We start from the raw sequence: 12,975 nt of genomic DNA, 5'->3' as shown, positions 1-12,975 counted from the left end.
CCCGGCATCGTGTCACGGGCTATGACAAGGCCATGAGCGAGATGGACCCGATTCCGCCGTTGGATGAAGACGACGCCCCGGACGCGGAGATCGTCGAACGCGACCCGAATACCGATGACATGTTCGGCGCGCCGCCCGCGCCGGAGCCGGCCCCCGCGCCCGAACCCGCGCTGGCGGCCCTGCCCGAGCCCGCGCCAGCCCGGGAGGCGCCGTCGGCCGCCTATCAGGTGCTGGCGCGCAAATACCGCCCGACCACCTTCGAGGACCTGATCGGCCAGGAGGCCATGGTCCGCACCCTGACCCACGCCTTCGAGACCGGCCGGATCGCCCACGCCTTCATGCTGACCGGGGTGCGGGGGGTCGGAAAGACCACGACGGCGCGCCTGCTGGCCCGGGCGCTCAACAACCAGGCCCCCGGCATCGACAGGCCGTCGCTGGCCCTGACGCCGGATGGGCGGCACGATGCGGCGATCATGGCGGGCCAGCACATGGACGTCATGGAGATGGACGCCGCCAGCCACACCGGCGTGGGCGACATCCGCGAGATCCTGGACAGTGTGCGCTATGCCCCGGTCGAGGCGCGCTACAAGGTCTATGTGCTCGACGAAGTGCACATGCTCTCGAACCAGGCCTTCAACGCCCTGCTGAAAACGCTGGAAGAGCCCCCGCCCCACGCCAAATTCATCTTTGCGACCACCGAGATCCGCAAGGTGCCCGTCACCATCCTCAGCCGCTGCCAGCGGTTCGACCTGCGACGGGTGGAGCCGGAAATCCTGATCGAACATCTGGGACGCGTGGCCCAGAAGGAGGGCATGGCGATCGAGCGCGATGCGCTGGCCCTGATCGCGCGCGCAGCGGAAGGCTCGGTGCGCGACGGCCTGTCGCTGCTGGACCAGGCCCTCGTCCAGGGTGGGGAGGGTGAGGCGGTCAAGGCCGAGGTTGTGCGGGACATGCTGGGTCTCGCCGACCGCACCCGGACCATCGCCCTGTTTGAAACCGTCATGGGCGGGCGCACGCCCGAGGCGCTGGAGATGTTTCGCGACCTCTATGGCTATGGCGCCGATCCGGTGCAGGTCATGGGCGATCTGCTGGAGCACTGCCACGCGGCCTCGGTCGCCAAGATGCTGGGCCCTGAGGCGACCCGTCTGCCGGGCGATCAGGCGGCTATTCTGGCGGCGCTGGGGGCGGGCCTGTCGGCCGGCACCCTGTCGCGGGTCTGGCAGATGCTTCTGCGCGGGCTGGAAGAAACCCGCCGCGCCCCCAATCCCGCCGAGGCGGTGGAGATGGCCCTGATCCGGCTGGCCTATGCCGCCGATCTGCCGGGCCCGGAAGAGGCGCTCAAGGCCCTGAAGTCCGGCGAGGGACTGGACGGCGGCCCCGCGCCTCGCGGTGGGGGTGGCGGCGGTTCCGGCGGCGGGAGCCAGGCGACCCTGGCCCGGCCGATGACCGTGGCCCAGCCGGCCCTGCCCGATCCCCAGACCTTCGAGGCGGTGGTCGCCCTGATCGATGAAAAGCGCGAGATCGCGCTCAAGCTGGACGTCGAACGCTATGTCCGGCCCGTGGCCTTTCGCCCCGGCGCCCTGACGTTCGAGCCGGTGCAGGGCACGCCGCCCGATCTGGCGCGCAAGCTGGCCAGCCGGCTCAAGGACTGGACCGGTCGTACCTGGCTGGTCGCCGCCAATGGCCAGGGCGGGGGCGAGACCCTGATAGAGCAGGAGCGCCGCGCCCGCGAGAAGCGTCGCGCCGACGTCGAGGCCGATCCCTTCATCCGCTCGGTGCTGGAGGCTTTCCCCGGTGCCGAACTGGGCGAAATCCGCGACCTCGCGCCCGCCGTGTCGCTGCCGTCCATCCCCGATGAAGGCGATGACGAGGCGGGCACCGACGACACCTGACGGAACCTGTCAGGACGGCCTGCGCCCATGGGCGAACCCTGATCGCTGATCTAGTCTCGCCGGACATTCAATCCGGGAGGCGGACATGCGGGGCTGGCTGTTGGGAGGGCTATCGGCCCTCATGCTGATGGGGGCGGCCGGGGCCGCAGCGGCGCAGGAGACGGATCCGGTCGAGGCTGCCCCGTCCTCGAACAGCATCTCCGATGACGAACGGGCGGTGATCGATGATCTCGCGCGCCAGCTCGATGAGTCGTTTGCGGCGCTCGCAGAGCAGTTTGACGTCGAGAGTTTTTCGATCCGGCCGATGATGCAGGCGCTGCTGGGCGACGTCTTCAAGGACCTGCCGGACGAGGGCAACTACGGGTTCACCGTCGACTTCGAGATGTATGGCGTGAAGGACCCTGAAGGTCTGGACTCGGGTGAGGCGGACGAAGACGCGCGCAAGCGGCGCCCGGTCCACGCCGACGCCCAGGCGTGCGCCTCCGCCAACCGGAACATCCCCGTGATCCGCTTCGAGCGACTTGAGGTGAATGGACTTTCGGGGCACCGCTGCATCATCGCCGGGCAGAGCCCTGATTTCGAGGATGCCTGGGTCTATGCCTCCTGGCTGGTGCTGGAGGGGCCCGACGCCTATCTCGAGGTCACGACCGGCGGCGCCGTGGCGAGCGAGGAGGACGGCTACGCCCTGTCCAGCCGGATCGGCCTTGAGCGGCTCGACGCCCTGAATGCCATGGCGGCCGAGATCGAATCCCTCGCCATCGACGCCTACCTCGGCGGCGAGCCCGCGACAGACCCGGCCCCCTGAGCAGGACCCCCTGTCGGAACGGTCCGCTTCGTCCTAGATAGGGGTCATGAAAGACCTGACCCAACTGATGCAACAGGCCCAGGCGATGCAGCAAAAGCTGCAGGACGCCCAGGCGAAGATGGCCGAAACCACCGCCGAGGGCACCTCGGGCGGCGGACTGGTGACCGTCAGCCTGAAGGGCCCCGGCGAAGTCACCCGCGTGCAGATCGACGAGAGCCTGATGGTGGCCGGCGAACAGGACATCCTGGCCGACCTGATCGTCGCCGCCCATGCGGATGCCAAGCGCAAGCTGGACGAGGCCAATGGCGAGCTGATGCGCGAGGCCGCCGGCCCCATGGCCGGGATGAATATCCCCGGCATGCCCAAGCTGTCCTGATCCGCCTGTGGCCGCGTCTGCCGGACCCGAGATCGAGCGGCTGATCGGTCTGCTGTCGAAACTGCCCGGGCTGGGGCCGCGCTCGGCCCGGCGCGCGGCGCTGGCGCTGCTCAAGCGGCGCGAACAGCTGCTGCTGCCGCTGGCGGCCTCGCTGGCCGAGACGGCGGACAAGGTGAAATCCTGTTCGATCTGCGGCGCACCCGATACCCGCGACCCCTGCACCCTGTGCTCCGATCCCGCGCGCGACGCCGGCCTGATCTGCGTGGTCGAGGAGGCCGGCGCCCTGTGGGCCATGGAGCGGTCGGGCGCGTTCCGGGGTCGCTATCATGTGCTGGGTGGCCTGCTGTCGGCGCTGGACGGGGTGGGACCCGATGCGCTCCGCCTCGGTGAGCTGGTCGCGCGTGTGGGTGAGGGCGGCGTGCGCGAGGTGGTGCTGGCCCTGCCGGCCACGGTCGATGGCCAGACGACCGCCCACTATATCGCCGAACGGCTGGCCGATGCCGGGGTCAGCGTGACCTCTCTGGCGCGCGGCGTGCCGGTCGGTGGCGACCTCGACTGGCTGGACGACGGCACCATCATCCAGGCCATGCGCGCAAGGCGTCCGACGTAGGGCTGCGCCTTTCCCCGCTTCCTGACTCAGGTTAGGAACGGAGCATGAACACGCTTGAGATGATCCTGATCGCGGTCGCCGTCCTGTCGGGCAGCGGTTTCCTGTGGGCCTATGCGGGCTGGCAGAAGAGCCGGTCGTCCCTTGTGGCGGCGGAAGAGCGGCTGGCGTTGATGCAGGAGAGTCGCGAGACCCTGACCGACCTGCTGAAGGCCCAGGCGGCGGCCTCGGCCGAGACGGTCGCGGAGCGTCTGGTCAGCCGGGCGACCGAAACCTTCCGCGCCGAGGGCCGGGTCAGCCAGACCCGTATCGAGGCCCAGCTGAAGCCTGTCGCCGATACACTCAGGAAGTTCGAGGCCCAGGTGGCCCAGCTGGAACAGGTCCGCGCCCGCGACATGGGCGGACTGAAGAGCGAGCTGGCCGCGCTGATGTCGGCGTCCTCGGCCACGCGCGACGAGGCGCGCAAGCTGACCGAGGCCCTGCGCGGCAACACGGGGCGACGCGGACGCTGGGGCGAGCAGACCTGTCGCAATGTGCTGGAGGCCGCCGGCATGGCCGGCCGTTTCGACTTCGAGGAACAGACGTCCAGCGCGGACGACGCCGGGCGCCAGCAGCGGCCCGACTTCATCGTGCGCCTGCCGGGCGGCGGCATGTTCGTGATCGACGCCAAGGTGCCGCTGGCCTTTGCCGATGAGGGGGAGGGCGACGAGGAGCAGCGCCAGCACGCTGCCTCGGTCCGTACGGCGGCCAGCATGAAGACCCATGTGCGCCAGCTGGCGTCCAAGGCCTATCAGGACCAGTTCCAGCCCAGCCCCGACTTCGTCGCCATGTTCGTGCCCGGCGATGCCTTCCTGTCCGCTGCGCTGGATCATGAGCCCGATCTGATGACCCAGGCCATGGCCTCGCGCGTGGTGATCGTGACCCCGACCACGCTGTTCGCCCTATGCAAGGCCGTGGCCTATGGCTGGCGCGCCGAGGAGCAGACCCGAAATGCCGAAGACGTCGCCCGGCTGGGCAAGGAGCTGTACAAGCGCCTGTCGGTGATGGGCGGTCACGCCGCCTCGGTCGGCAAGGCGCTGGACGCGGCCGTCGGTCGCTACAACCAGTTCGTCGGCTCGCTGGAAAGCCAGGTCATGGTGTCGGCACGACGGTTCGAGGATCTCAAGGTCGACCACGAGGGCAAGGACCTGCCGGACCTGTCGCCGGTCGAAAGCGCGCCCCGCACGCTCAGCCGGCCGGAGCTGCTGAAATCCCCGGAAACCGGCGCTTCAGAGGGTTAAGACAAGGCTTGCAGACTTTTTGACAAGGTCGCTTGACATGGCGGCGCGCTGATGTAAAACACCCTTGTCAGATTGATAAGGGGTTTCCCATGAACGACCAACCCATCCGAAAGCGCCGCCGCCTTGGCTACCTCGGCATGCTGGGCCTCTGTGGAGGTCTGGGGATGGTGGTCGGACTGGCGTCCGCCCTGATTGACAGCTTCGGGGGCGCGGTCGCGGACGAGCTTCAGATCGGCCTGATGGTCCTGTGTAGCGTGGCCCTCATCTGGATCTGCGTCGCCTGGTGGCGGGGCGCGGACGAGGCGGTGCGCGAGGCCCACAAATGGGCGTGGTACTGGGGTGGGTCGGCCGGCATCGGTGTCGTCATGGGTCTGCTGATCCTGACCACCTGGAACGTCATCGACCTCGTCCCGTCGGAAATGCCCGGAGACCCTGCGGACCTGATTGTGACGGGCATCGGCCTGACGCTCGGGGCCCAGTTCACCGGCTATCTCGTCGCCTGGGCCTTCTGGTGGCTAAGGCACCGGTGAGGGCGTCATGAACAATCGTCTCAAGGTGCTGCGCGCCGAACGCAACTGGAGCCAGGCCGAGCTGGCCGACAGGCTGGGGGTCTCCCGCCAGACCGTCAATGCGCTCGAAACCGGCCGCTATGACCCGTCGCTGCCGCTGGCCTTCAAGATCGCCCGCGTCTTTGAACAACCCATTGAATCCATCTTTCTGGAGGACTGATCCGTGACGTCCGAACAAACCGGCCCGAACAAGGCCCTCAAGATCGCCGGCATGGTGGGGCTCGCCCTTCTCGGGGCTGCCGTGGGCTCTGCAACCGCCCGCTACATCGATGTCTCGGCCATGCCCGAGGATGATGCCCTGAACCTGTTTATCGGGGTGGTATTGATCGCACTGTCGGTCGTCATGACCGTCATCGTCGTGGCGCGGCCGACCATCGTGGCCAAGGGCTGCGGCCTTCTGCAGACCTCGGTCATGGGGCTGGCAGGGTTGATGCTGATCCTGCCCATCTATGGCGCCGACTGGGTGTCGGCCGAGGTGGCCATGGCCGGTGTGCTGGTGCTGCTGGTCATCCAGACTGTCGCCAATGTGATGCTCTGGCGCCAGGCCGACGAAATGCTGCGGCGGATCATCGTCGAGACCGGGGCCTTGTCCTTCTGGACCCTGCAACTGGCTCTGTTCGTCTATGCCGCCGCCGAACGGCTGGAGCTGGTCGAGGGCATGACCGCCTGGGGCATGATCGGCATCCTGCTGGCCGTCTACATGGTGGCCTCGGCTCTCACCGCCGCCCGACGCGGCATCCACTGACCTTTTCCAACCTTCCGACTTCCCCTTGATCTTGAAAGGATCACCCATGACCCTCGTTCAATCCTTCACCGCCTCGACCCTCGGGCTCGGCCGTCGCCTGATGACCACCGCCACGGCCGCTGCGCTCGGCCTCGGCCTCGGCCTCGCCGTCATCGGCGGCGCCCCCGAAGCCGCCTATGCCCAGGACGTCGCCCTGACCTCCGCCCCGGACGGAAGCCCGGCGCTGTGGGTGCTGCGCGATGAAGACTCCACCATCTATCTGTTCGGCACGGTCCACATCCTGCGGCCCGAAACGGCCTGGCACTCCGATGCGGTCGATAAGGCCTTTGCCAGCGCTGACCGGGTCCTGTTCGAGATCAGCAATCCGGACGACCAGGCCGCCGCCATGCCGCTCATCCAGCGCTATGGCATCGATATGGAGACCCCGCTCTCCAGCCGTCTCACGGCCGAGGAGCAGGCCAAGCTCAACACGGCCGCCGGCGACATGGGCATGACCGGCGCCATGCTGGAGCCGATGCGCCCCTGGCTGGCGGGCCTGACGCTGTCGATGGCCCCGCTGGCCAAGGCCGGCTACGACCCGCAGTCCGGCGTCGAACTGGTGCTGCGGGCCCGCGCCCTGGAAGCCGGCAAGCCCGTCGATGGTCTTGAGACCATGGAAGAGCAGATCCAGATCCTGGCCGGCATGCCGGAGGAGGGCCAGATGGGCTTCCTGCGCTCGGTTCTGGACGACTATGAATCCGCGACGGTCGAACTGGATCGTCTGGTCGCGGCCTGGGCCGCCGGCGATGTCGAGGCCCTTGAGGCGATCGGCGTGACCCCGATGCGCGAGGAGAGCGAGCCGTTCTACCAGACCCTGCTGGTCCGGCGGAATGCCAACTGGGCGGGCCAGATCGACACCATGATGGAGGGTGAAGGCGTGATCTTCATCGCCGTCGGCTCGGCCCACCTCGCCGGTGACGACAGCGTCCAGGCCCTGCTGGAACAGCGCGGCTACACCGTCGAACGCGTCCAGTAAGCCTCAGGCCTGCGGACAGACGAACGCCCGATCCGGTCTCCGGGTCGGGCGTTTCCGTGTCAGGTGCGGCGGGTGAACAGGGCGCGGGTCAGGCACGAGAAGACCAGCCGCCCGCCTTCGTCCAGCAGGTCATGCTGGGCGATAACGATGCCCTTGTCGTCGCCGACGGGGTCCTTGCCCATCACCGTCATCCGCCCGCGCAGCAGCTCGCCGGCCGGGGGATCGCGCATATAGCGCAGGCCGTCGACGGCCAGCACCTTGGTCTGGGCCCAGTGGCTGGACTTCTCGGTGAACAGGCGCGTCCACAGGGCATAGACCATGGCCGGCGGCGCCCCCGCCTCGACCGGCCAGCGCGGCGCAAAGGTCGAGACGAACGTGGACAGGGCCTCGGCATCCACACTGCACGCGCCGAGTGGCACGACCTGTCCGACCGACAGATCCTCGAAACAGACCCGGAAGGGGTCCTCCGATCCGGTTTCGCTCATCGGCCCCTGCCTTTCGTGCGTGCGGCGTTACGGCTCCTCGGAGACGCGGACCAGCAGTTTGCCGTCGTGGTCGCCCGTGAACAAGCGGTTCAGCGAGGTAACGGCGCCTTCCAGCCCGTGGTCGACGTGGACCTTCCACTTCACGCTGCCGTCCGCCAGCCAGGGACCGACCTCGCTGACCATCTCCTTCGCGCGGTGGGCATAGTCGAGCACGAGGAAGCCACGCACCTCCAGCCGGTGGGTGATGATCCGCGAGAAGTTCGGCGAGGGCGGCATGCGCGTCGCGTTATAGGCCGAGATCAGGCCGCAGACGGCCATCCGCGCGTGGGTGTTCAGCCGGTTCCAGACGGCGATCATGATGTCGCCGCCGACGTTCTCGAAATTCAGGTCGATGCCGTCCGGGGCCAGACGGTCCAGCGCCTCGCCGACATCCTCGTTCTTGTAGTCGATCGAGGCATCGAAGCCGAGCTCCTCCGTCAGCCAGCGGCCCTTGTCAGCGCCCCCGGCGATGCCGATCACGCGGGCACCCTTCTGTTTGGCGATCTGGCCGGCGATCGAGCCCACGGCCCCGGCGGCGGCCGAGATCACCATGGTCTGGCCCGGCTCGGGGCGCAGCACGTCCGTCACCCCGGCCCAGGCGGTCAGGCCGGTCATGCCCAGCACCGACAGATTGGCCGTCAGCGGCAGGCCCGGGAAGCGGTGAACGGGGCGCAGCTGGCTGTCAGGCACGATGGCATAGTCGGCCCAGCCGCCCGACTGGGGCATGACCAGATCGCCCTCCTTGAACCGCTCCGAGCGGGTCGCCTCGACCACGCCCAGCGTCAGGCCGCGCATGACATCGCCCAGACCCACGGGCGGCAGATACCCTTCGGAGTCATTCATCCAGGTCCGGTTGGTCGGGTCCAGCGACAGATAGATGGTGCGGACCAGCACCTCGCCTTCGCCGGGTTCTCCGACGGGGCTCTCGACCAGCTCAAGGTCGCCATCCTGAATCAGGCCCTGCGGCCGGCGGCGAAGCACCCATTGGCGGTTCGTGCGGGTCATGAACGTCTCCTGCGTTTTCTTTGCGAACGGGATCATGGCGGCCCTGCGCCACATGTCGAGGCCCGAAGGCAAAAAAGAAGGCGGATCGCCAGGATCCGCCTTCAGGGGGTATCATCGAGAATGAGGCGCGGAGGCGACTGACCGGAGTGAACCGGTCTCTGTCGGGGGGGCGTCGCCGCCTCCGCACATTTGAGAATGCGGACCGAAAACTCCGGTTCCCGCACAGAGCGAAAAAAAATCAGGCCAGCTCTTTCCGGCCCGGGTGGAAGAACAGCGCCTGGCTGATGGCGGCCTTCACGGTTTCGGGCTGGAAGGGCTTGGTGATCAGGAAGGTCGGCTCGGGGCGTTCGCCGGTCAGCAGGCGCTCCGGGAAGGCGGTGATGAAGATCACCGGCACGTCGATCGCCTTCAGGATGTCCTTGACCGCATCGATGCCGGACGAGCCGTCGGCCAGCTGGATATCGGCCAGAACCAGACCCGGCTTGTGGCGCGACACGGCGTCGACCGCCTCGTCATGGGTGGTGGCGGTGGCGGTCACGCGGTGACCCAGATCCTTCACCAGGCTCTCGATATCGGCCGAGATGATGGCCTCGTCCTCGATGATCAGCACGTCGGTCGCCAGTTCGGCGTCGATGTCGGCCTGGGCCTCGCTGATCAGGGCTTCGACCGAGGGGACGTCCGATCCGAGGATCTGGGCGGTCTCGGACGGGGTGAACCCTTCGAGGGCGGTGAGCAGGAAGGCCTGCCGCGAACGCGGCGAAATCCGCATCAGGCGACGCGAGGCTTCGTCGCCGCTGCCGCCGCGACCCTCCAGCTGCGCCCCGGTCGTCGTCCAGATGGCGTGGAACACGTGATAGAGGGCCACCCGCGGGGTCATGTCCTGCGACAGCTGGCGCTCGCCGGCCGCGAGCGCCTCCAGCGCCACGCGGACGTAGTTGTCACCTGTGGTCTGGTCGCCGGTCAGGGCACGGGCGTAGCGGCGGACGTACGGAAGGTGAGGGGCCAACCTGGCAAGCAGACTCATGGATATGACATTCCCGACTGATGGTTCTTCACCCCCGACGCCTTACGTCAGGTGGTGACAAGCAGGCAAAACGCGGCTTAACAGCCAAGGTTCCGCAGGCCTTTCGCTGCGACGCAAAAAATGGCGGCATCCTGCGGAACCCGCCGCCCAAGGTGGCGTTAATGACGACCGGCATTCAAGGGGCAGACAGCCGTTCATGACTGAAAAATCCAAAACCGGCCATCCGATTGATGACGCCAGTTCCGAAGATCTCGAGGAGGCCCGGCTTCGCCAGCAGGCGATCGGGGTCAAGCTGCGTCACATCTTCGACGAGGTCGTGAACGAGCCGGTTCCCGATGAGTTTCTCGACATCCTGCGCCGGGCCGACAGTCGCGCTGCCGGTGAAGGTGGCGAATGAGCAGTCCTGCACCCAAACCGCCCTCCTCTGACGACAACGCCTTCAAGGCCGAGCTGGTGACCCTGATCCCGCATCTGCGGGCCTTTGCGCGCACCCTGACGGGCGATGCGACGGCTGCGGACGATCTTGCCCAGGATGCCATGGTCAAGGCGTGGGACGCCCGCGCCAGCTTCCAGATGGGCACGAACATGAAGGCCTGGACCTTCATGATCCTGCGCAACCAGTTCTACTCCGACAAGCGCCGCTCCTGGCGCCAGTCGCAGCTGGATCAGGAAGCAGCCGAGCGTACCCTGGTCGCCGTCGACAACCCTGAAGCACCGGTGGCGCTGGATGAGCTGCGGCTGGCCCTGGCCTCCCTGCCCGAAGAACAGCGGGAAGCCCTGATCCTCGTCGGCGCCGGCGGCTTTGCCTATGAAGAAGCGGCCGCCATCTGTGACTGTGCCGTCGGCACAGTGAAAAGCCGCGTCAGCCGCGCCCGCAAGGCCCTGCTGGGCGTGCTCGAAAGCGGCGGCTACGACCGGGATGGCAAGGCCGCCGGTGACGCCATGGCCTCGATTCTGGGTGCAGCTGACCGTCTGAGCGGCGGGTACAGCCAGTAGGATGCGCAGGCTGGGTCGCGCCTTCGGTCGGCGGTTCGGTCGGCGCTGGGGCAAGGGCCTCTCCCGCCAGAAATTCCAGGGAATCCGCTTCCGGCTGGGCGTCGCCATGGCCTGGGCGCTGGTGCCGTTTCTGGTGCTCAGCGCCTTTCAGGTCGATGCCGACTTCCGCGACCAGGCCCGCGAGCGCCGTCTGGACCTCCAGCTCGCCGCTGAACGCAGCGCGACCTCGGCCCGCACGCGGCTGGAAGGGGCGACCACCCTGCTGCAGGCCCTGCGGCTGGAAGGCGAGTCTCCCTTCTGCGAGGAACGCCTCGGCGCCCTGCTGGGGCGTCTGGAAGGCTATGCGAATCTGGTCCGGGTCAGCGCCCAGGGCACGGTGACGTGCAGTGCCGGAGCCGCGGCCCTGACCGATGTCCGGGGGCGTCCCTGGTTCGAGCGTCTGAAATCCGGCGAGAAATGGGTGGTGGCGCGCTCGATCCGCGACCGGCCGGCGCTGGTAGCAGGGCTGAGACTGGAGCGGCCCATGGGGCGGTTTGACGGCGCCATGGCGGCCGCCATCCCGCTGGAAGGCCTGCAGCCCGATACCGCCGACCGGGCCCTGCCAGAGGGGACGGAGGCCGCGCTCGTCGACTCGCAGGGACAGATCCTGGTGGCCACCGATCCCGAAGCGTTCGACATGAGCGGCCCGAACAGCCGCCTCGCCAGCTGGTTTTCGGGCGTGGCGGCCGGCACAAACCCCGTCGTCGAGCTGAGGGATGCCGACGGCCACCGGCGCGCCTATGCGGGGGCCAGCCTGTCGGGTCAGGATGTCTATGTCCTGCTGGCGGCGCCCTCTCCGGGCATCCTGTCCTGGGCCCGGCTGAATCCGATCGGATCGATCCTGTTGCCCATGGCCGTGTGGTTCACGGTGTTCGCGGCCGTCATTCTGGTGTCCGAGCGCGTCGTTGTGCGCTGGCTGGATTATCTGGAGCGGGTGGCCGCGCTCTACACCCGGGGTCGCTTCACCGTTCGCCCCGTGGCCGCGGTGAACGCCCCGACCGAAATCCGCGTGCTGGCCGAGACCCTCGACGGTCTGGCCGAAGCCGTCTCTGCCCGCGACCAGTCCCTGCTGGACAGCCTGGCGGAGAAGGACGTGCTGATGCGCGAGATCCACCACCGGGTGAAGAACAATCTGCAGATCATCTCCTCGCTGCTCAGCCTGCAGCAGCGGGCCCTGAACGACGATGCGGCCAAGGTGGCCCTGGGCGACACCCGCCACCGGATTTCGGCGCTCGCCCTGATCTACCGGACCCTCTACCAGAGCGAGGACATCCGGCACGCGGACGCCAAGGTCTTCCTGAATGATCTGGCGGGCCAACTGGTCGCCAGCGAGGTGGGGCGTGGCCCGGCCGTCAGCAGCCGCGTCGAGGCCGACAGCCTGATCATGGACCCCGACAAGCTGGCGCCCATGGCTCTTTGGCTGGTCGAGGCGATCTCCAATGCGCTCAAGCACGCCCTGGCCGAAAAGGGCGGGACGCTGACCGTGCGGTTCAAGGTGGATGGCGAGACCAGTGTGCTCGAGGTCGAGGACGACGGCCCCGGCCTGTCGGAAACCGACCCCGTGGGCGTGGGCCGGACCCTGATGACAGCCTTCGGGCGCCAGCTGCGGGGCCAGACCGAAGTGTTGGGGGCGTCGCCCCACGGCACCTGTGTGCGCATGACCTTCGTCACGCCCCGCGTGTAGTCGCCAAATCCATCACCTGCCCGGGAACCCGGGGGCCGGTCCGGTGTTATTTCCGGCGAGACACCCCGCGCTCCGGCGCCCCGAGAGAAGGATACACACCATGCGCAAGATCTTCATTCTGGTCGCCGCTGCCGCCGCCCTGACCACCGCCGCCTGCAACACCATCGCCGGCGCCGGCCGTGACACCCAGGCCGTCGGCGGTGCCGTCGAGGAAGCGGCCGAAGACGCCGCCAACTAAGGCGACCCCACAGTACAGCCACGCCGCGTTTGCCTCCCCCCAGGCTATGGCGTGAAGGTCGGACCCCACCGGTTTCCCCCCACCGGTGGGGTCTGTCATGTCCGGCACCCGCTTGCGGACGCCGTCTGACGGTTTAAGCATGGCCGTGGGGAGGGCCTCGCCAGAAGGCCCGGCAA

The 12,975-nt window shown here is 68.1% G+C and carries 16 protein-coding genes; 13 read left to right on the top strand and 3 right to left on the bottom strand.

Annotated elements, in window-relative coordinates:
- The first annotated feature begins 32 nt into the window (after positions 1-32).
- The 9 genes from LC068_RS08190 to LC068_RS08150 all read left to right on the top strand — a co-directional run bounded on the left by LC068_RS08190 (position 33) and on the right by LC068_RS08150 (position 7,289).
- Complete coding sequence (locus tag LC068_RS08190; RefSeq protein ID WP_226636197.1) at positions 33-1,892, top strand: DNA polymerase III subunit gamma/tau; 1,860 nt, start codon at positions 33-35, stop codon at positions 1,890-1,892.
- A gap of 85 nt (positions 1,893-1,977) precedes the next feature.
- Positions 1,978-2,697 (top strand): hypothetical protein, encoded by a 720-nt coding sequence (locus LC068_RS08185; RefSeq protein WP_226636195.1) that lies wholly within the window; start codon positions 1,978-1,980, stop codon positions 2,695-2,697.
- Positions 2,698-2,743: 46 nt separating this feature from the next.
- A complete protein-coding gene (locus tag LC068_RS08180; protein WP_226636192.1) occupies positions 2,744-3,073 on the top strand; it encodes a YbaB/EbfC family nucleoid-associated protein in 330 nt (109 codons plus the stop codon).
- A gap of 7 nt (positions 3,074-3,080) precedes the next feature.
- The gene (recR, locus tag LC068_RS08175; RefSeq protein ID WP_226636190.1) at positions 3,081-3,683 is read left to right on the top strand and encodes a recombination mediator RecR; all 603 of its coding nucleotides are present in this window, start codon (positions 3,081-3,083) and stop codon (positions 3,681-3,683) included.
- A 44-nt stretch (positions 3,684-3,727) separates the two neighbouring features.
- A complete protein-coding gene (locus LC068_RS08170; protein ID WP_226636188.1) occupies positions 3,728-4,960 on the top strand; it encodes a DNA recombination protein RmuC in 1,233 nt (410 codons plus the stop codon).
- A gap of 89 nt (positions 4,961-5,049) precedes the next feature.
- Positions 5,050-5,490 carry a hypothetical protein gene (locus tag LC068_RS08165; protein WP_226636186.1) on the top strand — a complete coding sequence of 147 codons (441 nt, stop codon included), beginning with the start codon at positions 5,050-5,052 and terminating at the stop codon, positions 5,488-5,490.
- Positions 5,491-5,497: 7 nt separating this feature from the next.
- Complete coding sequence (locus LC068_RS08160) at positions 5,498-5,689, top strand: helix-turn-helix transcriptional regulator (protein ID WP_209119112.1); 192 nt, start codon at positions 5,498-5,500, stop codon at positions 5,687-5,689.
- A gap of 3 nt (positions 5,690-5,692) precedes the next feature.
- Positions 5,693-6,274 carry a hypothetical protein gene (locus LC068_RS08155; protein WP_226636184.1) on the top strand — a complete coding sequence of 194 codons (582 nt, stop codon included), beginning with the start codon at positions 5,693-5,695 and terminating at the stop codon, positions 6,272-6,274.
- A 46-nt stretch (positions 6,275-6,320) separates the two neighbouring features.
- Complete coding sequence (locus LC068_RS08150) at positions 6,321-7,289, top strand: TraB/GumN family protein (protein WP_226636182.1); 969 nt, start codon at positions 6,321-6,323, stop codon at positions 7,287-7,289.
- A gap of 59 nt (positions 7,290-7,348) precedes the next feature.
- Here the strand turns inward: LC068_RS08150 and LC068_RS08145 are convergent, their stop codons facing one another.
- From LC068_RS08145 to phyR, 3 genes are all read right to left on the bottom strand, one after another.
- Positions 7,349-7,774: a hotdog family protein gene (locus LC068_RS08145; RefSeq protein ID WP_226636180.1), complete on the bottom strand. Its 426-nt coding sequence runs from the start codon at positions 7,772-7,774 to the stop codon at positions 7,349-7,351.
- Positions 7,775-7,801: 27 nt separating this feature from the next.
- Positions 7,802-8,818, bottom strand: coding sequence for an NADP-dependent oxidoreductase (locus tag LC068_RS08140; RefSeq protein WP_209119119.1), 1,017 nt, complete (start codon positions 8,816-8,818; stop codon positions 7,802-7,804).
- A gap of 238 nt (positions 8,819-9,056) precedes the next feature.
- The gene (gene phyR, locus LC068_RS08135; protein ID WP_209119121.1) at positions 9,057-9,842 is read right to left on the bottom strand and encodes an anti-anti sigma factor/receiver protein PhyR; all 786 of its coding nucleotides are present in this window, start codon (positions 9,840-9,842) and stop codon (positions 9,057-9,059) included.
- A 196-nt stretch (positions 9,843-10,038) separates the two neighbouring features.
- Between phyR and nepR the strand changes: the two genes are divergently transcribed.
- From nepR to LC068_RS08115, 4 genes are all read left to right on the top strand, one after another.
- Positions 10,039-10,239, top strand: coding sequence for an anti-sigma T factor NepR (nepR, locus tag LC068_RS08130; RefSeq protein ID WP_209119122.1), 201 nt, complete (start codon positions 10,039-10,041; stop codon positions 10,237-10,239).
- Positions 10,236-10,838: a sigma-70 family RNA polymerase sigma factor gene (locus LC068_RS08125; RefSeq protein ID WP_226636179.1), complete on the top strand. Its 603-nt coding sequence runs from the start codon at positions 10,236-10,238 to the stop codon at positions 10,836-10,838. Before nepR ends, LC068_RS08125 begins: the two co-directional genes overlap by 4 nt.
- Position 10,839: 1 nt before the next feature.
- On the top strand, positions 10,840-12,561 hold the full coding sequence (gene phyK / locus LC068_RS08120; RefSeq protein WP_226636178.1) for a sensor histidine kinase PhyK: 1,722 nt from the start codon (positions 10,840-10,842) through the stop codon (positions 12,559-12,561).
- Between the two features lie 100 nt (positions 12,562-12,661).
- The gene (locus tag LC068_RS08115) at positions 12,662-12,799 is read left to right on the top strand and encodes an entericidin A/B family lipoprotein (protein ID WP_209119128.1); all 138 of its coding nucleotides are present in this window, start codon (positions 12,662-12,664) and stop codon (positions 12,797-12,799) included.
- Positions 12,800-12,975 lie beyond the last annotated feature (176 nt).

Origin of the sequence: Brevundimonas poindexterae (assembly GCF_020524625.1) — a bacterium.
GTDB classification, from domain to species: domain Bacteria; phylum Pseudomonadota; class Alphaproteobacteria; order Caulobacterales; family Caulobacteraceae; genus Brevundimonas; species Brevundimonas poindexterae_A.
Note: the sequence above shows the minus strand (reverse complement) of the source record. Positions and strands in the feature narration are given on the sequence as shown.